This is a genomic window from Microtetraspora niveoalba, from assembly GCF_001570405.1.
Lineage (GTDB): Bacteria > Actinomycetota > Actinomycetes > Streptosporangiales > Streptosporangiaceae > Microtetraspora > Microtetraspora niveoalba.
Genome location: NZ_BBYM01000055.1, coordinates 15,514 through 40,012 on the forward strand (window position 1 = coordinate 15,514; position 24,499 = coordinate 40,012).

17 protein-coding genes are annotated in these 24,499 nt (G+C 73.3%); 7 read left to right on the forward strand and 10 right to left on the reverse strand.

The window, feature by feature from the left end; genetic code table 11:
* The first annotated feature begins 77 nt into the window (after positions 1 to 77).
* The gene (locus AWQ70_RS35630) at positions 78 to 1,118 is read left to right on the forward strand and encodes a nitrilase-related carbon-nitrogen hydrolase (RefSeq protein ID WP_067186365.1); all 1,041 of its coding nucleotides are present in this window, start codon (positions 78 to 80) and stop codon (positions 1,116 to 1,118) included.
* Positions 1,119 to 1,239: 121 nt separating this feature from the next.
* Here the strand turns inward: AWQ70_RS35630 and AWQ70_RS35635 are convergent, their stop codons facing one another.
* Complete coding sequence (locus AWQ70_RS35635; RefSeq protein WP_067186367.1) at positions 1,240 to 2,583, reverse strand: flavin monoamine oxidase family protein; 1,344 nt, start codon at positions 2,581 to 2,583, stop codon at positions 1,240 to 1,242.
* A gap of 132 nt (positions 2,584 to 2,715) precedes the next feature.
* Here AWQ70_RS35635 and AWQ70_RS35640 point away from each other — a divergent pair, with 132 nt between their 5' ends.
* Positions 2,716 to 3,534 (forward strand): DUF1838 family protein, encoded by an 819-nt coding sequence (locus tag AWQ70_RS35640; RefSeq protein WP_218004775.1) that lies wholly within the window; start codon positions 2,716 to 2,718, stop codon positions 3,532 to 3,534.
* Positions 3,535 to 3,558: 24 nt separating this feature from the next.
* Here the strand turns inward: AWQ70_RS35640 and AWQ70_RS35645 are convergent, their stop codons facing one another.
* From AWQ70_RS35645 to AWQ70_RS35660, 4 genes are all read right to left on the reverse strand, one after another.
* Positions 3,559 to 4,863 carry an adenosylmethionine--8-amino-7-oxononanoate transaminase gene (locus AWQ70_RS35645; protein ID WP_067186372.1) on the reverse strand — a complete coding sequence of 435 codons (1,305 nt, stop codon included), beginning with the start codon at positions 4,861 to 4,863 and terminating at the stop codon, positions 3,559 to 3,561.
* Positions 4,856 to 5,923, reverse strand: a complete 1,068-nt coding sequence (gene bioB / locus AWQ70_RS35650; RefSeq protein ID WP_067186375.1) for a biotin synthase BioB — start codon at positions 5,921 to 5,923, stop codon at positions 4,856 to 4,858. The genes AWQ70_RS35645 and bioB overlap by 8 nt, the downstream gene beginning before the upstream one ends.
* Before the next feature lie 125 nt (positions 5,924 to 6,048).
* Positions 6,049 to 6,531 carry a DUF6194 family protein gene (locus AWQ70_RS35655; RefSeq protein ID WP_067186378.1) on the reverse strand — a complete coding sequence of 161 codons (483 nt, stop codon included), beginning with the start codon at positions 6,529 to 6,531 and terminating at the stop codon, positions 6,049 to 6,051.
* A 91-nt stretch (positions 6,532 to 6,622) separates the two neighbouring features.
* The gene (locus AWQ70_RS35660; RefSeq protein WP_067186380.1) at positions 6,623 to 7,645 is read right to left on the reverse strand and encodes a DNA polymerase IV; all 1,023 of its coding nucleotides are present in this window, start codon (positions 7,643 to 7,645) and stop codon (positions 6,623 to 6,625) included.
* A 98-nt stretch (positions 7,646 to 7,743) separates the two neighbouring features.
* Between AWQ70_RS35660 and AWQ70_RS35665 the strand changes: the two genes are divergently transcribed.
* The 3 genes from AWQ70_RS35665 (at position 7,744) to AWQ70_RS35675 (ending at position 11,242) form a co-directional block, all read left to right on the forward strand.
* On the forward strand, positions 7,744 to 8,292 hold the full coding sequence (locus AWQ70_RS35665; RefSeq protein ID WP_067186382.1) for a TetR/AcrR family transcriptional regulator: 549 nt from the start codon (positions 7,744 to 7,746) through the stop codon (positions 8,290 to 8,292).
* Between the two features lie 28 nt (positions 8,293 to 8,320).
* The gene (locus tag AWQ70_RS35670; protein ID WP_067186384.1) at positions 8,321 to 10,477 is read left to right on the forward strand and encodes an MMPL family transporter; all 2,157 of its coding nucleotides are present in this window, start codon (positions 8,321 to 8,323) and stop codon (positions 10,475 to 10,477) included.
* 204 nt (positions 10,478 to 10,681) lie between these two features.
* A complete protein-coding gene (locus tag AWQ70_RS35675; protein WP_067186386.1) occupies positions 10,682 to 11,242 on the forward strand; it encodes a hypothetical protein in 561 nt (186 codons plus the stop codon).
* Between the two features lie 18 nt (positions 11,243 to 11,260).
* Here the strand turns inward: AWQ70_RS35675 and AWQ70_RS35680 are convergent, their stop codons facing one another.
* Positions 11,261 to 13,189, reverse strand: coding sequence for an NAD(P)-binding protein (locus AWQ70_RS35680; protein WP_084518174.1), 1,929 nt, complete (start codon positions 13,187 to 13,189; stop codon positions 11,261 to 11,263).
* 505 nt (positions 13,190 to 13,694) lie between these two features.
* On the opposite strand from AWQ70_RS35680, the gene AWQ70_RS35685 reads away from it, so the two are divergent.
* Positions 13,695 to 16,877, forward strand: coding sequence for a S8 family serine peptidase (locus AWQ70_RS35685; protein ID WP_084518175.1), 3,183 nt, complete (start codon positions 13,695 to 13,697; stop codon positions 16,875 to 16,877).
* A gap of 483 nt (positions 16,878 to 17,360) precedes the next feature.
* Here the strand turns inward: AWQ70_RS35685 and AWQ70_RS35690 are convergent, their stop codons facing one another.
* The 3 genes from AWQ70_RS35690 to AWQ70_RS35700 form a co-directional block, all read right to left on the reverse strand.
* Positions 17,361 to 20,792, reverse strand: coding sequence for a phosphodiester glycosidase family protein (locus AWQ70_RS35690; protein WP_067186388.1), 3,432 nt, complete (start codon positions 20,790 to 20,792; stop codon positions 17,361 to 17,363).
* 117 nt (positions 20,793 to 20,909) lie between these two features.
* Complete coding sequence (locus tag AWQ70_RS35695) at positions 20,910 to 21,818, reverse strand: DUF4429 domain-containing protein (RefSeq protein ID WP_067186391.1); 909 nt, start codon at positions 21,816 to 21,818, stop codon at positions 20,910 to 20,912.
* Between the two features lie 56 nt (positions 21,819 to 21,874).
* Positions 21,875 to 22,819 (reverse strand): NAD(P)/FAD-dependent oxidoreductase, encoded by a 945-nt coding sequence (locus AWQ70_RS35700; protein WP_084518176.1) that lies wholly within the window; start codon positions 22,817 to 22,819, stop codon positions 21,875 to 21,877.
* 91 nt (positions 22,820 to 22,910) lie between these two features.
* On the opposite strand from AWQ70_RS35700, the gene AWQ70_RS35705 reads away from it, so the two are divergent.
* Complete coding sequence (locus tag AWQ70_RS35705) at positions 22,911 to 23,510, forward strand: helix-turn-helix domain-containing protein (protein ID WP_067186393.1); 600 nt, start codon at positions 22,911 to 22,913, stop codon at positions 23,508 to 23,510.
* Here AWQ70_RS35705 and AWQ70_RS35710 read toward each other — a convergent pair.
* A partial coding sequence (locus AWQ70_RS35710; RefSeq protein ID WP_157530855.1) for an MFS transporter occupies positions 23,434 to 24,499 on the reverse strand: 1,066 nt, incomplete at its 5' end. The genes AWQ70_RS35705 and AWQ70_RS35710 overlap by 77 nt on opposite strands.

Here is a 24,499-nt window from a genome sequence, read left to right on the forward strand (position 1 = left end):
GATCACTCGGACCGTCACCGAGCCCGATCACCCGACCTGTCACCCAGGCCGACATTGAGAAGGAGAACGAGAACGCGATGACCGACACGGCGAAACCCGCGCTCGTCCAGGACACCGACGGCGGCTACCCCACCGTCCCGCTGGCCAAGGACGTCTGGACGCTCGGCGTCGTCCAGTCCCGGGTGCATCCCACGCCGGATCCGTCGGGGATGAAGGCGAACCTCGACCACATGCTGCACCTGGTCGACAACGCGTTCCACATCGGGTTCGGCTTCAAGCCCGACCTGCTGCTGTTCCACGAGTTCCCGATCAGCGGCTGGGACCACTGGACCAAGGCCGAGATCGAGCGCCGGTGCATCGAGATCCCCGGCGAGGAGACCGAGCTGATCTCCGCCAAGGCCCGGCAACACGGGTGCCACATCGCCTTCGGCGCGTACGTGCGCGATCCGGACTGGCCGGGCCACGTGCTCAGCGTCACCACGTTGATCGGCCCGGACGGCGAGATCGTGGCCAAGCACTGGAAGGCGCGTAACGTCAAGGGCCTCTTCCAGGGCCAGGAGCTGTTCACCACCACCGTCTACGACGTGCTGGACGAGTACGTCGAGAAGTACGGCGAGGACGCGGTGGTCCCGGTGGCCCGCACCCCGCTGGGCAACATCACCATGTCCTCCACGCAGCTCGAACCGGAGCTGTTCCGGGCCGCGGCCATCAAGGGCGCCGAGATCTTCCTGCGCACCGCGACCGGCAGCTTCACCGAGATCGACGTCCGCTCCACGGCGCTGCACAACAGGGTGTACTGCGCGATCGCCAACAACTCCGTGCTCTCGGCCGAGACGAACTTCTTCGAGGACACCGGCGCCGGCGGCTCCGCCATCTACGGCCCGGACGGCGGGGTCGTCGCGGCCGCCGACAGCAAGTTCGAGAAGCTCGTCACCGGGCAGATCCCGATCGCCGCGTTCCGGGCCCGGCATCGCCAGCCGGACATCCACTGGGACCTCTACCGGCCGATCTTCGAGTGCTACCGCAGCCGCTTCGAGCCCGGCCTCTACTCGCCGTACCAGCCGGAGAGCCTCTCCGACGCCGCCCGCTACCTGGAGGGCCGCTCCCGCTGGCGGTGACCTCCCGGGCGCACCGGTCCGAACGAGACCTCCCGGACCTCGTTCTGAAACAAGCGACCGGGCCGGGGCGCGGGCGCCCGGTCGCGGTGGTGCGCCGCCGACGGCGGGCGAACCGGCCGAGTCAGGAGCCGGCGGGCGTGCGGCCGAGCCGGGCGAGGACGCGGGCGGCGGCACGATCGCCGGACTCCAGGGCGCCCTCCATGCCGCTGTCCTCGACGCTCAGGTGCTCGCCGGCGAGCTGGACCCGCCCGGTGTCCGCCGTGGCGGCCGCCGCGAGCGCGGCCATCTGGCCGGGGCGCGGCATGGCCCAGGCGCCCCCGGCCCACGGGTCGCGCCCCCACGAGACGATCCTCGTGATCTCCACCGCGCCCGCGGCCGCCGGCCGTACGCGGGCGAGCTCGTCGAGGACGACGCGCCGCTGCTCGCGCTCGCCGAGCGCGTCGAGCGCCCGGGCGTCGCGGCCGGTGACCCAGACGGCCAGCGCGCTCGGGCCGTTGTCGCACAGCCGCCAGGGCAGCAGCCGCTGGATCGGGCCGTTCGTCCACGTCACCGGGGGCAGGCCGTCCTCACGCCAGAACGGGCGGTCGGCGATGAGGTGGTACTTGGTCAGGGCCGGGTAGGGCAGCTCGGCGACCAGGCGCGCCACCGGCCCGGGCAGCGCCACCTCGATCGCGAGCCGGCGCAGGCTCGTGAACGGGACGGCGAGGACGACGTGGCCGGCGGCGATCCGCTCGCCGTCCGCCAGCTCGGCCTCCACCAGGTCCCCGCGCTCGCGGATCGCCGCCACCGGGCTGTTCGGCCGTACCGGCTCGCGCAGGCGGGCGGCCATCGACTCGGGCAGGCGGGAGTTGCCGCCGACGACGTTCGACGTCTGGGGCGCGTGCCGGGACGCCCGCTGCGCGGCCCGGAGCATGGCCAGCGCCGACGTCGCCTCCAGCGTCTCGAAGGTGCCCGCGCGGTCGGCCAGCGCGACGGCCGCGTCCGAGACGCCGAGCGAGCGCAGGTGGTCCGGCATCGGCACGTCCCACCTGGCCGCCTCGGGGGACATCCAGTCGCGGGGGCCGGTGAGCGGGTTGGCCCGGGCGAGCGCTCCCGCGACGATCAGCGCGGGCGGGACCGCACGCTCGGGACCGGTGAGCGGGTTCCCTTCGCTCGCCGCCCAGGCCGGGGCCGTGCTGGTGTGGCCGTCCACCACGATGGTGTGCTCGCGGAGCGAGACCGTGACCGGTTCCCGGTCGAGCCCCGCGGCGCGTACGTGCCCGAGCAGCCGGGTGTAGCCGTCGCCGATGTTGACCGCGCCGGCCTCCTCCACCCCGGTCGGGCCGTCCAGCGACCTGACCCGGCCGCCGACCCGGTCCGCGGCCTCCAGGACGAGCACGTCCAGACCGGCCTCCTGCAACGCGAGGGCCGCCTGCAGCCCGGCGAGGCCCGCTCCCACGACGATCACGTCACGGATGTCGCGCACGTCGCCCCTTTCACCTTGACTCGGGTTCCGCTTGGCGGAATGCTGTTTCAGAACCTAGTTTCGCCGGAGCGCCGGCGTCAACAGATCGGGATCGGCGGCTCTCCGGCGGAGGCCGCCACGAAGGAGATCGCCGTGACGAGCCAAGGCATGACGACCCAGGCGGACCGCATCGCGGAGCTGGACGACCCGGCGGGCAACCTGGAGGCGCTCGTGCGCGCCCGCGCCGGCACCGACGGCCGCGAGCACACCATCTGGTGGTCGGGCGACGTCTACAGCCAGGTCCCCGGCGAGGACACCCGCAGGCTGTTCGGGTTCGTGGGCTTCAACGTGGCCCGCGCGGTGCGGGTGGACGGCGGCTACGACCTCCTCACCCGGGAGGCCGCCTTCTATCTCGACCCGGTCACCCGCGAGATCGTCGAGACCTGGCGCAACCCGTTCACCGGAGAGGACGTGGAGGTCCTGCACGTCTGGAACGACCCGGTCAACCAGCGCTTCCGGCTGGAGTCGCCGTACGGGCCGTGGCACGCGCCGTACACGGACCTGGGCGAGACGGTGGTGTTCAACCTCGACATCCCCATCAGCGCGCCGTCCGCGCTGCCGGTCGCGGAGTGGCCGAAGAACTCGGCCGGCGACGTCTACCGGGCGATGGAGCTCTTCCAGTTCTACGCGCCGCGCGCGGGGCTGCTCGACCCCGCCGTCGCGAGCGTGCGGTGCGATGTGTCGTGGATGCGGCTGTCGGCCTGGCTGCCCTGGATGGAGATGGCCCAGCGCCCCGGCGGGCTGGTCTTCCACTGCCGGGGCGCGAAGCTGGACTCCTACGACGACCTGCCGGCGGGCGTGCGGGCCTACGTCGGGAAGCACCACCCCGAGTACGCCCACGCCCCGGAGGAGTTCACCGCCCCGAACGAGACGAGCTGGACGTACTTCAAGAAGACGCGCCGTCCCTCCTGACCGCCCGGCGGCGGCGCCCGCCGGTCACCCGGCGGCCGCCGCGGCCCTGATCGCGGTCGTGATGCGCTCCAGGTCGGCGTCGTCCACGACGTACGGCGGCATGGTGTAGACGAGGTCGCGGAACGGCCGGATCCACACGCCGTGACGTACGGCGGCGCGGGTGGCGGCGGCCACGTCGACCTCGTGGTCGAGCTGGACGACGCCGACGGCGCCGAGCACCCGTACGTCCCGCACGCCGCCCAGCCCGCGGCAGGCGGCGAGCCCGGACCGCAGGCCCGCCTCGATCCGCTTGACCTGGACCTCCCACGCCCCGTCCGCCAGCAGGTCGAGCGACGCGCCCGCGACGGCGGCGGCGAGTGGGTTGCCCATGAAAGTGGGCCCGTGCGCGAGCACCGGGAGGTCCCCGCGCCCGATGCCGTGCGCCACCTCCGGCGTGCACAGGGCGGCCGCCATGCTGAGGTAGCCGCCGGTGAGCGCCTTGCCCACGCACATCACGTCCGGCGCGACGCCCGCGTGGTCCGCGGCGAACAGCGCGCCGGTGCGGCCGAAGCCGGTGGCGATCTCGTCGAACACCAGCAGGACGCCGTGCGCGTCGCACAGCTCGCGCAACACCCGCAGATAGCCGGGGGAGTGGAAGCGCATCCCGCCCGCGTTCTGCGCCACCGGCTCGACGATGACGGCCGCCAGCTCGTGCGCGTGCCGTCCGAACAGGTCGGCCAGGTGCGCGGTGTAGGCCGGGTCGGGCTCGGCGTCGAAACCGGCGGGCGGGGCGTCGGCGAAGACCTGCCGGGGCAGCACGCCGCTCCACAGGGAGTGCATGCCGCCCTCGGGGTCGCACACGGACATGGCCTGGAAGGTGTCGCCGTGGTACCCGCCGCGCCATGTCAGCAGGCGGCGCCGCTCCGGGCGGCCGAGCGACCGCCAGTACTGCAGGCACATCTTGATCGCCACCTCGACCGCCACCGAACCGGAGTCGGCGAGGAAGACGTGCTCCAGCGCGCCGGGGGAGATCTCGGCGAGCCGCGCGGCGAGACGGATCGCGGGCTCGTGGGTGAGCCCGCCGAACATCACGTGGCTCATCCGGCCGAGCTGGTCGCGGATCGCGGCGTCCAGCACCGGGTGCCCGTACCCGTGGATGGCCGCCCACCAGGAGGACATCGCGTCCACCAGCTCGTCGTGGCCCTCGACCGGCCGGGCCAGCCGCAGCCGCACCCCGGAGGCCGACTCCACCAGCAGCGGAGCCGCGCGGCCCGGCATCGGCGCGTACGGGTGCCACACGTGGGCCCGGTCCAGCTCCAGCGGATCGGACGGGCGGCGCGGGTCAGGCATTGGGGGGAAGGCCGGTGCCGGCGCCGCGGCGGCGCACCGCGACCAGGTCCGTTCGGGCGGAGGCGGCGGGCGGCGTGCCCGGCGCGGCCTCCTCGACCTCGAACCCGGCGTCCTCGATCATCTCCAGGTCGGCGCCGGCCGGCTGCCCCTCGCTGGTCAGGTAGTCGCCGAGGAAGATCGAGTTGGCCACGTGCAGGGCGAGCGGCTGCAGTCCGCGCAGGTGGATCTCCCGGCCCCCGGCGAGGCGGACCTCCGCGTCCGGGCATACGAACCGCACCATCGCGAGGATCCGCAGGCACCGCCGCGGGGTGAGTTCCCACGTCCCCGCCAGCGGGGTGCCCTCGAACGGGATCAGGAAGTTCACCGGCACCGAGTCCACGTCCAGCTCGCGCAGCGCGAACGCCGTGTCCACCAGGTCGGCGTCGCTCTCGCCCATCCCGGCGATCAGGCCGGAGCAGGGCGACATGCCCGCCTCGCGGGAGCGCGACACCGTGTCGGCCCGGTCGGCGAACCCGTGGGTGGTGCAGATGTCGCCGTACCGCTCCTCGGAGGTGTTGAGGTTGTGGTTGTAGGCGTGCACGCCGGCCTCGCGCAACCGCGCCGCCTGCCGGTCCGACAGCAGGCCGAGGCAGGCGCAGATCTCCACGTCCGGGCTGCGCTCCTTGATCGCGCCGATGGTGGCGGCGACCCGCTCGACGTCCCGGTCGGTCGGGCCGCGCCCGCTGGCCACCAGGCACACCCGCGTGGCCCCGCCCGCCGTCCCCGCCGCCGCGGCGGCCGCCGCCTCGTCCGGCTTGAGCCACGTGTACGTGAGGATCTCCGCCGTCGATCCCAGCCGCTGCGAGCAGTACGAGCAGTCCTCGGGGCACAGCCCCGACTTGAGGTTGATGAGGTAGTTCAGCTTGACCCGGCGGCCGAACCACCTCCGGCGCACCTTCCCGGCCGCGGCCACCACGTCGAGCAGCTCGTCGTCGGAGGTCGCCAGCACCGCCAGCGCCTCCTCGCGGGTCGGCGACTGCCCGCGCAGGCCCTTGTCCACCAGCTCGGTCAACAGATCCATGCCCTCGATCCTGGTGCCGGGCCCGCGCCGTGGCCGATGACGAACCGCACAACAAGGGCCGCCCGATCTTTGTAGCCCGACGCGCCGCCCGGCACCCCCGGCGGGTGGTTCCCGGCCGGCGGTCCTCACTCCGCCGGCGTCTCACCCCGCTCGTTCCGGGCCCGGTGGTTGGCGTGCTTGCGGGCCGCGAACGTGTGCGCCTCGGCCAGCAGCGTGCGGACGGTCTCCAGCGTCGCCTCGCCCGGATCCACCACGCTCACCCAGTACTGCGAGGCGTAGATCGGATGGGGCGTGAGCGTGTCCACCGCCGCGTGGTCGAACCCCGTGTCCAGCACGCCGTCCGCGTCGCGCCCGGTGGGCGCGGCGCCGAACAGGCCGGTGTACGTGGCCTTCGTCAGGCCGATGTTGAGCCGGTACGCGCCCGGCCGGTCCAGCTTGGAGACGGTGTCGTAGTGGTCTCCCGTCACGATCGTCACGAAGGGCGTCTGGCGCTCGGGGGGCAGATCGCGGTCCGGGTCGTACAGGAAGAACGTGTCGCCGGAGGCCTCGAGGACGTTGATCCCGTCGAAGGCCTCACAGATGTACCGCTTCATTTCGCTCGCGTCCATGCCTCAACTCTATTGTTGACCAACCCTGTGAGACTTTTCGCGAGTCCTCCCCGGATTCAGCGTCGAAACCCTCAAACCCCGGCTCGGAGGCTCAGCGCTCGGGGAACTCGGCCCTGACGCCCAGCAGCCGCACCGGGCGCCGTTCGGCGAACCGGTCGAGGGCGGCCAGGGCGGCCTCCTCGATCTCCGGCGCCCCGGTCGCCGGCGCCGGCAGGGCGTGGCCGTGGGTGCGCGTCACGAAAGGCGCGTACCGCACCTTGACCACGACGCGGGTGGCCGCTCGCCGCTCGGCGGCCACGTCGTCCGCCACGCGCCGGGCCAGCCGCGCGACCTCGCTCCGCACCTCGTCCCAGTCGTCGAGGTCGTGCTGGAAGGTGGTCTCACGGCTGCGCGAGCGCGGGACGTACGGCGTGCCGACCACCGGCGAGGCGTCCCGGCCGTGGGCGAGCCGGACCAGCCACGGGCCGGTCGCCGGGCCGAACCGCTCCGCGAGCACGCGCGGATCGGCGTCCGCGAGCTCGGCGACGGTGCCGGCGCCCATCGCGGCGAGCCGCCGGGCGGTCTTGGCGCCCACTCCCCACAACGCGTCCGTCGGCCGGTCGCCGAGCACCTCGAACCACGTCTCGTCCGTCAGCCGGAAGACGCCGGCGGGCTTGCCGAAGCCGGTCGCCAGCTTGGCCTGCAGCTTGTTCCGCCCGATGCCGACCGTGCAGTCGAGGTCGGCCGTCTCCCGCACGCGCCGCTGGACGAGGCGGGCCGTCTCCTCGGGATCGCCGTCGACGGCGAGGAACGCCTCGTCCCAGCCGGCCACCTCGACCACGGCGTCGAACTCGCGCAGCGTCGCCATCACCCGGGACGACGCCGCCTCGTACGCGTCCCGGTCCACGGGCAGGAACACCGCGTCCGGACATCGCCGCGCCGCCGTGCGCAGCGGGAGGCCGGAGTGCACGCCGTACGCGCGAGCCTCGTAGGAGGCCGTGCTGACCACGCCGCGCTTGGCCGGGTCCCCGTCTCCGCCGACGACCACCGGACGCCCGCGCAGGTCCGGGTGGCGCAGCAACTCGACCGCGGCCACGAACTGGTCGAGGTCGACGTGCAGCACCCAACGGGACACATCTCATTCTGCGCCCAGCGACCTCGCCGGGCGGGGGCCGGGGCGTCAGACGCCCCCCGTACGCGCGTACTGTCCGATCGGTCAGTTATTCTCGGATCATGGCACGCACCGCTGGCGCCATGCGCGCGGACATCCTCGACTCGGCGGCCCGGCTGTTCGCCACGGGCGGCTTCCGCGGCACGTCCTTACAGGACATCGCGTCCGACGTGGGCTGCTCCAAGGCGTCCCTGCTGTACCACTTCACGAACAAGGACGCGATCCTCACGGAGCTGTTGTCGCCCGCCGGGCGGGAGCTGGCCGAGCTGGAGGAGCGGCTCGCCCCGCTGGACGGCGAGGAGGCGGCGCGGGCGGCCGTCGACGGGCTCGTCGACCTGTCCCTGCGCTTCCGGCGGCAGGTCAGGATCCTCATCCAGGACGTCGACACCATGACCGCCCGCCCGGAGCTGCCGGACGTGTACGCGCTCACCGACCGGCTGGTGGACGCGCTGGCCGGCCGTTCGGACGCCCCCGAGGCCCGGGTGTGGGCCTGGATGGCGCTGGTGGGGATCTTCCTGGCCAGCGCCGGCGACCTGCAGGTGTCCGAGCCGACGCTGCGCGCCGAGCTGGCCAGGGGCGCGCTGCGCACCCTCGGCCGCCACACCGACTGACCCTTCGAGAAAGAGACCCTGACTTCTGATGGCAACGTTGCTGTACCGGCTGGGCCGGTTCTCCTTCCGCAGACGAGGGCGCGTGGCCGCCGTATGGCTGCTTCTGCTGGCGGTGCTGGGCGGCGCGGTCGCCGCCTTCAGCGGTTCCACCACCGACAAGTTCGTCATGCCCGGCACCGAGTCGCAGCGGGCGCTCGACTCCCTCGCCAAGGAGTTCCCGCAGGCCAGCGGTGCCACCGGCACCATCGTCGTCGCCGCCCCGCAGGGCGGGAAGCTGGACGCCGCGAGCCTCGCCCCCGTGGTGAAGGAGGCGGCCGCCGTCCCCGGCGTCGTCGCCGCGCTCGACCCGTTCCAGTCCGGCGCGGTCTCACCCGACGGCCGCTACGCCCTCGTCCAGGTGCAGTTCCAGCACGCGCTCAAGGACATCACCGACGCCCAGCGCGACGCGTACCTGAAGGCCGGCTCCTCGGTGACCGCGCTGCGGGTGGAGCACGGCGGCGAGATCCTGACCACCGCGCCCGAGGTGGGCGGGTCGGAGGGGATCGGCGTCGTGATCGCCGCGGTCGTGCTGATCGTCACCTTCGGCTCGCTGGTGGCCGCCGGCATGACACTCCTGAACGCGCTGATCGGCGTCGGCGTCGGCATGGCCGGCCTGTACGCGCTCAGCGGCGTCGTCGAGCTGACCTCCGTCACTCCGGTGCTGGCGCTGATGCTGGGCCTGGCCGTCGGCATCGACTACTCGCTGTTCATCACGTCCCGCTACCGCCAGTTCCTGGCCGAGGGCATGGAGCCCGCGGAGGCCGCGGGCCGGGCGACCGGCACCGCCGGGTCGGCGGTCGTGTTCGCCGGCGCCACCGTGGTCATCGCGCTCGCCGGCCTGTCGATCGTCGGCATCCCCTTCCTGAGCGCCATGGGCCTCGCCGCGGCCGGCACCGTGGCCATCGCCGTCCTGGTCGCCCTCACCCTGCTGCCCGCCTTCCTGTCGTACGCCGGCGCCCGCGTGCTCCCGCGCGCGCAGCGCACCGGCCGGGGCGCGGGCGCCGGCCGCGAGGGGTTCGGATACGTGTGGGGACGCGCCGTCACCCGGCTGCGGGTGCCGATCCTGCTGGCCGGGATCGTCGGCCTCGGCGCGCTCACGCTGCCCGCCCAGGACCTGCGGCTGGCCCTGCCGGACGCCGGGACCGCGGCTCCGGGCTCGCCCGCCCGCGAGGCGTACGACCTGACCAGCGAAGGGTTCGGCGAGGGCTTCAACGCCCGCCTGATCGCCGTCGTCTCCGCCGCCGACGCCCAGACCACCACGGCGGCCGCCGGGCGGGCCGCCCAGCTGATCCAGCAGACCGAGGGCGTGCTGGCCGTGGCCCCGCCGCAGCCCAACGCCGCGGGCACCACCGCGCTGCTGACCATCATCCCGAAGGCCGGGCCCACCGCCGCGGCCACCGAGAACGCCGTCCACGCCATCCGCGCCAAGGTCGCCGCCATCGACGACGCCGAGATCGCCGTGACCGGCGCGACGGCCGTGGGCATCGACGTGTCCGACAAGCTCGCCGACGCCATGCCGGTGTACCTGCTGCTGGTCGTCGGCCTGTCGGTGCTGCTGCTGATGCTGGTCTTCCGCTCGATCCTGGTGCCGGTCAAGGCGGCGCTGGGCTTCCTGCTCACCGTCGGCTCGACCTTCGGCATCACGGTGGCGATCTTCCAGCAGGGGCACCTCGCCGACCTGGTCGGCCTGGAGGTGCCGGGGCCGCTGGTCAGCTTCCTGCCGATCCTGCTGATCGGCATCCTGTTCGGGCTGGCGATGGACTATGAGGTGTTCCTGGTCTCGCGGATGCGCGAGGACTTCGTGCACGGCGACACCGCCCGCCAGGCCACGATCAACGGCATGGGGCACAACGCCCGGGTCGTCACCGCCGCCGCGCTGATCATGACGGCCGTTTTCGGCGGGTTCGTCTTCATGGAGGATCCGATCATCAAGTCCATGGGCTTCGCGCTGGCCGTCGGCGTGCTCGTGGACGCCTTCGTGGTCCGCATGACGCTCGTGCCCGCCGTGATGTCCATGCTCGGCCGCGCCGCCTGGTGGTTGCCCCGGCCCCTGGACCGGGCGCTGCCCAACCTCGACGTGGAGGGCGAGCGCCTGCGCCACCACCTCACCACCTCCGAGCCCGTCCCGGAGAAGGCCCGCGCCTGACGCCGACCCCGGTGGAACGCCTCCCGGCCCGTGCGCGTGCCCGTCCGGGAGGCGTTCCCGTGCTCGTACGTGTGCGGGGAGGCGGTCCCGCGCCGCCTGGGCGCCGGGGGCGGATCCGCCGGGGCCGCGCCCTCCCCCGGAAGGGGGAGGCCGTTCCCTCGGGGGCGGGAAGCCCGGCCGGGCGGCGACGGCGAGGCTGGCCGCATGACCACGCACCTGAAGACCACCCGCCCCCCGGTCGAGGCCGTCGTCCCGCCACCGCCACGGTGGGCCGTCGTGGCCGCGCACACCGTGCCGCTGCTGGCGCTTCCCTCGGGGTTGTGGCGGGTGGCGCTGGTGGCCGGCGTGCCCATCGGATTCAACGGTCAGGTGCCGCCCGGCGAGACGGCCTACATCCTCGCGTTGAGCGTGGTCAGCGAGCTGGCCGCGCTGATGACCCTCGGCCTGGTCCGTCCGTGGGGCGAGGTCGCGCCGCGCTGGATCCCCCTCATCGGCGGCAGGCGCGTGCGACCGGCGGCCGCGATCGTCCCCGCGTGCGTCGGGGCCGCGCTCATCGCGCTGATCTGCGCGTGGGCGCTGCGCGGCCAGTTCCAGGGCATGCTGGCCGACGAGATGACGACCGCCGGCCACGCCCTGCTGATCGCCTGCTATCTCCCGCTGCTCGGCTGGAGTCCGCTGCTGCTCGCGGTGACGTACTCCTACTGGCGCCGCCACCGCCGGGCGACGGCCGTCCCGGCGTCGCCCGGCGACCGCGTGAGCCGCTGAACCCGAGGTGCGGACCGGTCAGGCCAGATGCTCCACCGCGCGGTACGCGGCGTCGATGGCGGAGTGGGTGTAGGCGAACGCCTGGGAGTCGGAGTTGGCGATGGCGATGCGGCCGACCGGGCGGCGGGCCAGCGCGTACGGCCGGCGCTCCTCCGGCTCGAAGATCGCCGGGTCGTCCAGCGAGTTGTACTCGTAGGCGTAGCCGTGCGCCCATCGGTTGACCGTTATGCCGGCGATGTCCCTGCCCGGGTCGAAGCCGTGCTCGCCCAGCGCCCGGGTCATCGCGTCCCGGATCTCACGCTCGAAGTCCTCGAACGGCGTCCTGATCAGCGCGCGCCTGCCCGCCCTGTGCTGCTCGCGGCAGGTGAGGCCGGGCTGGTTGGGCGTGGCCGACAACGAGACGACGGTCGGCAGCTCGGGGGAGTGCGGCATCTCGAAGTCGCCGATCCCGGTCACGGTCGGCAGCCCGAAGCTGTTCCAGTACATCGTCGGCGTGCTCACCCGTGAGACCCGGGCGTGCGCGAAGGCCCGCCAGTCGCGCAGGGCGACCCGGGCGTAGACGAGGGGCACCTTGGCGCCGTAGCGCATCGCGGCGACCTGCTCGGGCGGCAGCTCGGGGACCACGTAGGAGGACACCGAGTTCCAGCAGGCCATCACCACACCCTTGGCCCGGACCCGCAGGCTGCGGCCCCCGTTCGAGTAGGACACCGACACGCCGCCGCCCTCGTTGCGTACGTCGAAGACGGTGCTGGACAGGCGGACGCGGACCGTGGAGCCGGGGTGGTCGAGGCGGTCGTAGCGGGTCCTCGCGGTGGGGATGTCCTGCCAGCCCGGCTCGCGGCCCGGGAACGCGTGCGGGACCAGCCTGCTGACCAGCAGCCGCGCGATCGAGGCGTTCCCGTCGGGGAAGTAGAAGTATCCGTCCTGCTCGGTCTCCTTGAGGATCTGCAGCGGCGTGAACCCGGCGCCGGGCCACGGCGTGTGCTCCAGGCCAAGCCCGCCGAAGCCCGGCTGCCCGGCGGCCCAGGCGTCGGCGGAGGCGACCCGGTCGACGTTCACCCCCCACAGGCCGTTGGTGCCGCGCCGCATGACGGCGAGCGCGTCGTCGTCCATCCCGATCTTCTCGCGCAGATAGCTCTCGTACGGCGTGCGGGCGAGGATCTCCTTCTTCTGCGCGTCGGTCAGCCCGGGGTAGAAGTCCTCCTTGGTGGTGTAGAGGCGAACGAGCGCGGCCCTGCTCGCCTCGCCCAGGGGCATCCTGGCCGCGTACGACTCCCAGGACTCGCCGGGCTCGCGCGCCACCAGCAGGTCCCTGCCCCAGCGCTCCTGGTCGAACAGCGTGGCCGAGCGCAGCCCGTACCGTCCGTACGCGTCGTCGTGGACGGTGGACAGCAGCCGGGGCAGGTCGACGCCGAGGTCCTGGGTGATCAGGCCGAGCGCCTGAGGGGACCAGGAGCTGGGCGTGTCCATGTAGACGGTGCCGCCGTTGGACAGCAGCAGGTGCCGTCCGACCTGGAACTCGTTGCGGCGGGCGTGCCCGCCGAAGTCGTCCAGGGCGTCCAGGATGAGGATGCGGGCCTTGCGGCCCGCGGCTTTCCGGTAGAACCAGGCGGCGGCCAGGCCGCTGATGCCGCCGCCGACCACCACCAGGTCGTAGGACTCGCCGGTGTCGGTCACCCGTCCCGGCTCGAAGCGGCCGTCGCGGACGGCGTGGGCCACGTCGAAGGATCCCGGCTGCTGGCCCCGCAGGCCGGTCAGGGCCGGGGGCTGGGGAGAGCCGGGGCCGCCGGCCGCCGCGCCCGCCGCGGCCGGGGTGGCCGCCTGGGCGGCACCGGGGAAGGCCGCCGCGGCGGCCAGTCCGGCGGCGCCGACGGCGACGCCGTCGAGGAAGTCCCGCCGGGTGATCTTCCTGTGCATTCCGAGGTCACGATCGCTGAACCTGGCCACGGGCCACCTCCACGCTCACATGCCGACACATCCGGATTTCGAACCGGAAGTCGGATGATCGGCATGGTAAGCATGTGTCGACCGGGAGATGAATAGTGGTTTTCGTGGAAGATCGGCATGATCGCGACGGATTCGGTTGTCCCTTCGGCGGGATTCCGGTCCGGTCCCGGGAGGGCGCCGCGCCCCCGGACGGTCGCCTAGCTGGGCCGTTCGGCACGGGGCCGTTCGCGTGGAACGGTCCCCGGCGGCCGTGGCCGTACGCATGACGCGCCCGCGGGGAGGCCGCGTATCTCGTCGCGCTGGTGGCGCAGACGGTGAATCAATCACCGGCTGCCCGGGCGTCATGTGGGGTGTCCGCGAGCCTTGGCCGAGTCGGTCACCTCGCCCGCAGGGGCTTGCGGCCCTCGCGAAGCCCGCTTCGCCGGGCTTGACGGCGTAACGCGAACTTTCGCTCCGTCCAAAAGTAAAAGAGAGATAGATCGTCTTGTGGAACGGAGAGGAAGGCATGAACTTAGGCAGCGGACTGATCGCCGCCGTCCTGGCCGGATCGGTCGGCATGACCACGCTTCAGGCACCACCATCGCCCGGCCGGGGGGATGCCCGACACGATGACGGCGCATCGGAGGGCGCCATCACACTGATCACCGGCGACCGGGTCGTGGTGACCGACCGGGGCCACCGGGTGGAGCCGGGGCCGGGCCGGCAGGTCTCCTACCACACCCGCCAGCGCGACGGGCACCTGTACGTGTTCCCCTCCGACGCGATGCCGCTGGTCGCTCAGGGGGTCCTGGATGAACGGCTGTTCGACGTCACCCAGCTGCTGCAGTGGCGTTACGGCGACGCCGACCGGGCCGACATCCCGCTGATCAGCCAGTCGGCCGAGGGAGTCACGCCCGCCGCACCGCAGGCGGCACGGCAGACCATACGGCTGGACGCCCTCGGCATGGGGGCGTTGCGCGTCCCGAAGGCCGATACGGCCAGGACGTGGAAGGACCTCGTCAACGGGCCGCGGGCGCTGGCCGCCGGGAAGTCCCGGCTCTGGCTCGACGGGCGCCGCGAGTTCACCCTGGACCGCAGTGTCCCGCAGATCGGCGCGCCCGAGGCGTGGAAGCAGGGCGTGACCGGCGAGGGTGTCACGGTGGCCGTGCTCGACAGCGGCTACGACCCCGACCACCCGGACCTGAAGCAGGTGGTCACCCAGTCGCGGAACTTCAGCGACGCCCCGGATATCCGCGACAACGTCGGCCACGGCACGCACGTCGCCTCCACCATCGCCGGTGCCGGGGAGAGGTACCGGGGTGTGGCGCCGGGCGCCAAAATCGCGGTCGGCAAGGTCGGCGAAGAGTACATAACCGATTCGGCGCTGCTGGCGGGCATGGAGTGGGCCGCGGTCGAGGCCAAGGCCAAGATCGTCAACATGAGCATCGGCGCCCCGGACACGCCGGATCTCGACCCGGTCGAGCAGGCGGTGAACACGCTGTCGGAGCGGACCGGTGCGCTGTTCGTCGTCGCCGCCGGCAACAACGGCTCGAATCGCCAAACGATCAGTAGCCCGGGGAGCGCGGACGCCGCGCTGACCGTCGGCGCGGTGGACAAGTCCGACCGGATGGCCGAGTTCTCCAGCCGCGGTCCCCGCCAGGGCGACCACGCGATCAAGCCGGACGTGACCGCCCCCGGTGTGGACATCATGGCCGCCGCGGCGGCCGGCACGGCGGACGGCCCTTATGTCTCCCATAGCGGCACATCGATGGCCGCCCCCCATGTGGCCGGAGCGGCGGCGATCCTCGCCCAGCGCCACCCGGACTGGAACGGTACGCGGCTCAAGGCGGCGCTGATCGGCTCCGCCACCCCCACCGCGGACGCCGGGCCGTACGACCAGGGTGCGGGCCGGGTGGATGTGGCCCGCGCGTTGGCGCAGCAGGTCGTGGCCGTTTCGGGCAACGTCTCGGCGGCCTTCCCCTGGAGGGATTCCGGCAAGAAGGAGGCGACCAGGACGATCACCTACGCCAACTCCGGTGACTCTCCCGTCACCCTCGACCTGGCCGCCGACGAGGACATGCTGTCCCTGTCGTCCGCCCGGCTGGAGGTGCCGGCGAAGGGAGAAGCGTCGGTCACGGTGACCATCAACGCCGAGCAGAAGGCCCCAGGCGACTACGCCGGGGTGATCATGGCCAAGTCCGGCGACACGGTGGTCCGGACACTGGCCGGCGCCTACGTCGAGCCGGAATCCTACGATGTCACGGTCACCGGCACCGGCAGGAACGGCCAACCCGCCGCCGGCCTCGGTGAGATCTACAGCCTGGAGACGGGCGCCACATACCAGCTGTTCCTCAAGGACGGAGTGACCAAGATCCGGCTACCGGTCGGCACGTGGAACCTCTACGCCGACCTGTATGAGGAGAGCGCGGAGACGATGGCCCATATTCCGGTGACGGTGGGCAAGACCGACCAGAACGTGGTGCTGGACGCGCGTCAGGCCAAGAAGATCGAATTCGCGATCGACGAGCCGACCGCCGCGCCTGAGCCCTCACTCCAGGTCACTCTCGCCAATGGTTCGTGGTACTTCGGGTGGTCCGGCTTCGACTCTCCCCAGTACGAGCATTTCGTACTGCCCGTACGGCAGCCCGGCCTCCGCTACCTGGCCAACCAGGTGTGGCACAAGAAGGACGCGACCCCGAGCCCGTACCGCTATGACCTGGTCGAATACCACAAGGACGGTATTCCGGACGACCCCTCCTACACCGCGCGGACGCGTGATCTGGTGAAGGTGACCGCGGCCTACCGGGCCTCCGGCGTGGCGGCTACGGGATCCGTCTGGACGGGCCCCCGTCTCCCCGGGCTCGACTGGGCCTGGAAGTCCCCAACCCACGTGGTCGGATTGCCCAGCACCGTCACCAACTACCGGACCCCGGGCTTCTTCTGGGACACGGAGGTCACGACCGGCACGTCGTGGGTGCGCGACACCGGAAGACAGCTGGATCGAGGACCCGTCCGGGAGACGTGGAACACCGCGGTGACCGGACCGGCCTTCGCCACTCCCGGCGGCAGTCGTACCGGCGACGAGCTCCGCTTCCCGGCCAACCAGCTCTTCGCGGACGGCACGCCCGGACGGACCGGCGGTGACGGCGCGGCCACAGGAACGCTCACCCTGGCCAGAGGCGGTGAGGTGATCGCCAAGACCGACCTGGCCGGCTGCGACCGCTGGGAGACACCGCAGTGCCTCCTGTCGGCGGAACTTCCGGCAGAGAAGGGGACGTACACGCTCCACGCGTCGGCAGGCAGGCAGGTGCCGTACGCGGCGCTGTCCACAGCGGTGGACGCGGTCTGGACCTTCCGCTCCGCGACCACGGAGAAGCCGCAGCCGCTGCCGCTGATGACGGTGCGCTACGCGCCGGAGGGGCTCGACGACCTCAACCGCGCCAGGCGGGGGTCTGTGACCCGGTTGCCGATCCGGATCGAGCGGAATCCGGGAGCGGCGGAGGCCGCGGTGCGGTCCGTCAAGCTGGAGGTGTCCACCGACGACGGCGCCGGCTGGCGCGCGGTGCCGGTGATCCCCGCCGGGTCGGGATGGATGGCGCTGCTGGCCAACCCCGGCACGCCGGGCTTCGTCTCGCTGCGTGCCACGGTGACGGACGCCGCCGGTGACAGCGTCATCCAGACGATCACGCGGGCCTACGCCGTTCGATGACCGAGCCGGTCCCCGCCGGCCGCACGGCGCGGACAGCCGGGGTGGCGTCAGCGAGCACCATGGGTGCAGGATTCCACGGCGACGGCGGGGATCGGGAATCAGGGCGAGGTGATCGAGCAGGCTCACGCGGTCCATCGCAGGGGGCGTGGACACGTCCTCGGTCAGGTCGGCGAGTCGGCTCACGGCAGGGGAGATCGGGGATGCTGCGGGCAGGCACGGTCTTCTCTGATCATTTGGCGTCGAGAACCTCATGATCACTCGGACCAGGACGAGGGGCTGCGGGCGGCGCTGGAGATCCGCCGCGGGTGGCCCGAGGTCGGCGTGCTGGTGCGGTCGCAACGGGGCTCCCGGTCAGTGGGACGGGCCGCGCGGGAGCGGTCGCCGTGCTGGAGGGTTCGTGGGGAGAACCCGGAAACGGGACGGGCCCTCTCGCGCCGTGAGAGGGCCCGTCCTGCCGGCGTGGGTCAGGCGGCCGACCTGGCGTCAGGCGGCCGACCTGGCGGCCAGCGCGACGGTCGCCTGCCGGGTGACGCCGTTCACCGTGACCGCGACGACGACCTGCCCCGGGCGCAGCGCCGTGAGGGCGCCGGTCTCCGGGTCGAGCACCGCGACGTGCCAGGGCTTGGCGCCGGCGCGGTCGCCGACGTACAGGTTCGGGGAGCCGGACCAGTCCGCCGAGACGGGATGGGCGACGGGCACCGTACGGCCGTCCTGGGTGAGGGAGGCCGACACGCGGCCGGGCTCGCCGACCTTCACCGAGGAGGGCGCGGTGAGGGTCAGCTCGTCGACGTGCGGGCGGACCTGCGTGCCGATCCACGTCGGCGCGTCCACGAACCAGTCGCGCCGGACGCGCTCGGCCTCCTTCGGCGTCACCGGGTCGACGCCCCACAACGACCAGCCGGTGAACCCTCCGTCGTCCGCGGCCGTGGCCGGGTTCTTGCCGGAGTTGCCGTTGATGAAGTACGGCACGGCGTCGACGCGCGAGGCGTGGAAGGTCCCGACGTGACCGCCGATGAAGGCGGCTCCCTTGCCGGTCGTGCGCTGGAAGTCGGCCAGCCATTCCTCGACCAGCGCGGCCTCCTTGCGGTCGCCGAGCTGGCTGCCCTTGCCCGGGGTCGGGTCGCGCGGCGGCACGTGGAACAGCACGGCCACCGAGCCGATCGAGGGATCGGCGGCGGCCGCGTCGAGCCGCTCGCGGAGCATGGCGACCTGCTCGAACCCGCCGCCGCGCAGGTTCAGGCGCGAGGTGTCGAGCGTGATGAACCGGGTGCCCTTGTGGTCGAAGACGCCGTGGGTGTCGCCGAAGACCGCCTTGAAGTTGCCGATGTCACCGCCCATCACCTCGTGGTTGCCGGGCACGTAGTGGAACGGCAGCTCGCCTCCGAGCTCCTCGTCCAGGATCCGCCTGGCCAGCGCGAAGTCCGCTGGGGACGCCTCGTCGACCAGGTCGCCGTTGATCACGAGGAAGTCGGGCCCGGCCGCCTTGATCTCCCGCAGGGTGCGGCGGACGTTGGCGACGATGTCGCTGCCGGGGTCGCGCGCCACGAACTGCCCGTCGGACATGACCGCGAACCGCCACGGCATCCCGGCCACCTCGGCTCCGCCGCGGACGACCGGGTCGGCCGTCCCGGGCGCGCCCGGCGCCTCCACCGGCGGCGGCACCTTGGCGACGAGCCCGTCGACGACGATCTCGCCGTCGTACTTCTGGTCGGCCCTGGTCTCGGCGACGTAGAAGCGCCGGAGCTTCAGGGGGTAGCTCACGCCGGGCGGGACGGCGAACTCGACGTACTTCCAGCCGGTCCAGGTGAGGTAGGGGCCGCGCAGGATCTGCGACTGGCCCTGGGAGTCGTAGAACTCCAGGCTCGGCCACTCCCCGTTGCCCGCGGAGTGGATCCACATGCCGAACGCCTGCGGCTGCCCCTCTACGGTGATCTGCCGTGGCGGGTTGGCGTAGGCCGCCCGCGTCGCCGTCGACTGGGTGAAGTCGTACGCGAGCCGCAGCCCGCCGCCGCTCTGGCCGGGCGCCGCCGACAGCGACCCGGTGGCGCGCGCCGCGGCGAACGTCCACGACGCGGCGTCCTCGAAGTCGGCGACGGAGACGTCCTGGTAGCCGACCGTCACGGGCACCGAGGTGCGGACCTTGCCGGCGGAAAGGGTGATCAGGCCCGACCCGGTCGCCTTCTTCGCCTTCACGGTGAACAGGCCGTGCTCGGCGGGGGCGACGTCGAACAGGGCGGTGTCGTAGTCGAGGCGCAGGTCGGCGGGCTCGATGGGCGCGGAGTTGCCGTTGCGGTCGTACCCGACGACGCCGAAGACACCGGAGGCGTCCGCGCCGGCGAGGCCGACCCGGTCGGTCGTCGCGCCGAGCCGCGTGAGGGGCTGCAGGACGGTGAGCTCGATCTCGCCCTTGGCGCCGCCGCGCGAGGCGGTGACGGTCGTACGGCCGGGCACCAGGGCGTGGAAGACGCCGTCGCGGCCGACCCGCCCGTGCGCCGCGGGGGTGGCCCGCCACGACGGGGCGCCGTCCACCGGGCCGTACGTCTCGTCGTGGCCGGCGGCGGTGAGCCTGCGGGTGAGGCCGGGGAAGACGCGGTCGGTGCGCCCGCCCGCGGTCGGGCCGGTGCCGGGCGCCTTCACGGGGTCGGCGGCCGTCTCCACCCAGAACCCCTTGAGTCTGCCGCTGCCGGCCGGCGCGTAGAGGGCCAGGCCGTTGGGCACGTGCCGCTCCTCGCCGTCGGAGGGGCTGTTCTCCACCTGAGCGTCGGCGGAGCCGGGCTCGCGGGCGAGCATCGTGGAGGAGCCGCCGCCGTCGAGGTTGATCGCGTCGTGCGCGCCCAGCTCGGCCATCATGGCCCCGAGCTCGGTGAGGGTGACGCCACGGCTGTCGGCTTGGCGGCCGTCCACGGTCAGCATGTACATCTTGCGGCCGTCGGCGGAGAAGCCGACGGCGGTGCGGGGGTGGGCGGCGTTGTCGGTGGAGACCTGGGCGACGCCGTCCTTGACCAGGATCGCCCCGCCGCCGACGGCGGTCGCGACGGCCCCGCCGTCGGACGCCTTCGGCTGGTAGCGCACGTCGACGCGGTCGCCCGGCTTCAGGCGGGCCAGGGCCGCCGCCCCGGCGTCGCGGCCGAGGAGGATCGCGGTGCCGGCCGGGATGGGGCCGCCGCCGGCGGCGGGGCGCACCTCGGTGACGGCGCCGTCGCGGAGCACGACCTCGGTGACGGAGGCGGCGCCGTCGACCGCGCGGCCGCGGTCGTAGGAGCCCCACAGCGGGGTGAACAGGCCGACGCCTCCGGCCTGGACGAGCTGGTTGAACTGGGTCAGGGGGATCGGGGCGCCGCCCTCGGGGGTGGCGGTGCCGTCGAAACGCATCTGCAGCACGCGCCCGACGCCCTCGGGGGTGACCGCGACGGCGTTGTCGTGGCCGGCGACGGGGGACTGGACGAGCTCGCCGTCGCGTACGCCGACGCCCTGGGCCGCGCCCGAGTTGTTGATGTCGAAGAAGTCGCCGTTGACGGCGGCGACGGCGCGGGAGCGCTTCACCGGCCCGGACAGGGGCTCGGTCTTCGACACCTCACCGGAGAAGACGTAGCCGACGCTCGCGCCGCCGGTGAGGTCGGCGGTGATCGCGTCGGCGCGCAGCCAGCCCGCGGCGTCGTAGCGGTCGAACGAGGTCAGCGTGACGCCGGGCGCGACGGGCCGGGTCTGCTTCGCGGTCTCCAGCCGCTGCGTGCCGGGGGTGACGAGCAGCGTGGAGGGGGCCTGGTAGGACGACGCGGGCGGCGCGTCCTCGGCGAGGGACGGGGAGGGGTGCGGTGTCTGGGGGGCGGCCTGGGCGGGCCCGGTCGCGCTGAACGCGAGCAGCGGGGCGAGGAGGGCCGCGGCCAGTAAGCGGGGGTGGTGACGATGTGACACATGGGGCACTCAATCGTGTTCTGGTTACAAGTTTCAAGACGTAAAGGTGTCGTAAAAGAAAATTTCACCGGATCCCGGGTGAGCCGGGCGGCGGAGTGCTCGTTCGCCGGTCAGAGGTCAGCGATCGCCGAGGCGGCGCAGCATCGCCTGCTTGGCGGCGCTGAACTCCTCCTCGGTGAGCACCCCCGAGCGGTGCAGCTCGCCCAGCTCGCCGAGGCGGCGGAGCACGGCGTCCTGGTCCTCCAGCTCCGCCACGCGGCGCAGCAGCGCCTCCCGGTCGTCGGACGCCGCGGGTGCCGGGTCGGGTGCCGGGGCCGCTTCCGGCAGCTCGCGCCGGGACGGCAGCCGGGCGAGGACGGCGGCGGCGACCAGGACGGTGGCGCCGCCGTACCGCTGCATGCCCCAGGACACGCAGAGCGGGTCCTCCTCCGGGGCCTTGACGAGGGCGCCCTCCACGTGGAAGCGGAGGCGGCCGTAGTTCAGGCCCGACTGCGGGACCCACTCCACCCCGGTCAGCTTCGCGAGCGGGAGGGTCTGCGGGCCCGCCGCCTGTTTGGCCGACTTGGCGAACACGGTCCAGTCCAGGCGGACGGTGTGGCCGTCGAAGCTCACCGTGCCGTCGCCCGCCGAGGCGGACACCGGCACGGCGGGCCCGGGCAGCAGGAAGGACGCGCACGGGCCGCCCGGCGCTCCCTCCAGGCCGAGGCAGGCGCGCACCTCGTCGCAGAGGTACTCGGCGGCGCCGGTGCGCCCCTTGGGGACGGCCAGCCGGTAGGGGTCGGCGGACCCGAGAAGCCGACCGGCGGCCGTGTCGGCCAGCGGGTCGGCTCCCGGACGCAGCCGGAGCTGCAGGCTGCCGCCCTTGCGCGAGGGCTCGAAGGACACCCCGCCGACGGCGGCGAGGGGGATGGTCAGCTCGCCGAGCAGTTTGCGCAGCTCGTGGACGCTCCTGTCCCCGCCCGGCACGATCCTGAGGATCTCACCGTCGAACGTCCACGACCCGTCCGGGACGAAGATCTCCGCCATGCCCGTCAGCCTAGGTGACCACCGTGTTCCCCGCGAACCCGCGGCGGCCCGCCCGGTCAGGCCGCGCGGCGATCCCCGGAGTCCCGCGCGAGGTCCTCGTCCAGCAGGTCGTGGTCGGCCGCGATCGCGGCCGTCGCGCCCCTGGCCGCGGCGGTGATCACCTGCGCCCGCTGGTCGGCGACGTTGCCCACCGCCCACACCCCGGGCACGCTGGTGCGGCCCGAGTCGTCGGTGGTCACCCAGCCGTTGGCGTCCCGTTCGCAGCCGAGCCCGGTCAGCAGGCCGTCGTTCGGCACCATGCGCGGCAGCACGAACACCGCGACGCGGGGCACCACCGCGCCTCCGGCGAGCTCCACCCCGCGCAGCCGGTCGTCCTCGACGACCAGCCGCTTGACCACGCCGTCGGCGACGCGCACACCGTGCGCGGCCAGCCGTTCGCGCTCGTCGTCCGACAGGTCCAGGGTGTGCGAGAAGAGGACGATGTCGGCCGACCACTTCCGCACCAGCAGCGCGTGCCGCGCCGCCATCGGATCGGTGCCCAGGATCCCGATCGGCTCGTCCCGGACCTCGTAGCCGTGGCAGTACGGGCAGTGCAGCACGTCCCTGCCCCACCGCTCACGTACACCGGGGATCGCGGGCAGCTCGTCGCGCAGCCCGGTGGACACCAGCACCCGCCGGGCCCGGAGCGCCGGGCCGCCGGCCAGCCGCACGAGGAAGCCGGGCTCGATGTGATCCACCCGGCCCTCGACCAGGTCCACGCCGTACCCGGCGACCTCGGCCCGGCCCACCTCCAGCAGGGCCGCCGGGGACATCCCGTCGCGGGACAGGAAACCGTGCATGTGCGCGGCCGGGGCGTTGCGCGGGGCACCCGCGTCCACCACCGCCACCCGGCGGCGGGCCCGGCCCAGCACCAGCGCGGCGCTCAGCCCGGCCGCGCCCCCTCCCACCACCACCACGTCGTACGGTTCACGGCTCGGCGCCGCGGTCTTCATGTCGCTCATGGCGATCACCTCCGCGCACAGGTTGCGGCCGCCGTCGACGATTCGGCAACCTTTGTTGCCGCTTCCGGGAAATATGCGGTGAAATGGGGATATGGAGCAGTCATCCGCCATCGCCACCGCCCTGGCCGAGGTCGGCCCCCGCCTCAAGCGCCTGCGCACCGAGCGCGGCCTCACCCTGGCCGCGCTCTCCGAGGCGACGGGCATCTCCAAGAGCACCCTGTCCCGGCTGGAGTCCGGCGAGCGCCGCCCCAGCCTCGAACTCCTGCTCCCGATCTCCCAGGCGCACCAGGTGCCCCTCGACGAGCTGGTGGGCGCGCCCGAGGTCGGCGACCCCCGCGTCCGCCTCAAGCCCCGGCGGGTCCACGGCAACGTCGTGCTGCCCCTGACCCGGCAGCCCGGCCCGCTGCAGAGCTACAAGATGGTCCTCCCGGCCACCCGGAGCACGCCGGAGCCGTCCACCCACGAGGGCTACGAGTGGCTGTACGTCCTGTCCGGGCGGCTGCGGCTGGTCCTGGCCGACCGCGACCTGGTGCTCGGCCCCGGAGAGGTCGCCGAGTTCGACACCCGGCTGCCGCACTGGTTCGGCAGCACCGGCCAGGGGCCGGTCGAGGTCCTCAGCCTCTTCGGCCGTCAGGGCGAGCGCATCCACGTGCGCGCCCGGCCCCGATCGCGCGAGGAACCCGGCGGCTGACCGCCGGGCCCGCAGGCGGCCCGTACGACCCGCCTAGTGACCGCCTTCGGCGGACACGACGGCGGCCATGCTGCCCAGCACGGCGACGCCGAGCGTCGCGCCCAGCTCGTAACCGGTCTCGTCCACCGCCGCCGAGCAGCAGCAGCGACGCCGCGAGCGCGACGCTGGAGATGAGCGCGGTCAGCGTGCCGGCGGTGAAGGCGCGGCCGCGGAACAGCCGGATCTCCAGCAGCGGCTCCTCCCGGGTCAGGCAGCGCCGTACGAACCACGTCAGCGCGACCACGGCGACGGCCGCGGCGAGCAGACCGCCGCGGTCGGCGAGGCCGTGCTTGCCGAGCGTCTTGATCGCGTAGACGAGCGCCGCCATGCCGACGATCGACAGGACGGTGCCGAGGGCGTCCCAGCGCTCGGGGCGGGCGCTGCGCGACTCGGGCAGCAGCCACCACCCGGCGATCAGGCCCGCCACCATGACGGGCACGTTCACCAGGAACGCCGCGTGCCAGGTGAAGTGCTCCACCAGCGCGCCGCCGAGGATCGGGCCGAGCGCGCTGCCGAGCGCGGCCGTGGTTCCCCAGATCCCGATCGCGGTGGCGCGCTCGCGCGGGTCGGTGAACAGGTGCCGGATCATCGACAACGTGGAGGGCATGATCATGGCGCCGCCGACGCCGAGCAGCGCGCGGACGGCGATGACCGCGCCCGGCCCGTCCGCGGCCAGGACCGCCGGCGAGGCCAGCCCGAAGACCGCGAAGCCGGCCAGCAGCATCCGCTTGCGGCCCCACCGGTCGCCGAGCGCAGCGACGGTGACCAGCAGCCCGGCCACGATCAGCGAGTAGAGGTCCACCATCCAGAGCAGCTCGACGGACGTGGGCCGCAGGTCGGCGGAGATCTCGGGCAGCGCCACGTTCAGGACGGTGACGTCCATCGCGACGAGCAGCAGGCTCGCCGACAGCACGGCGAGCCCGGCCCAGCGACGCGGGTCCGGCGGGCCG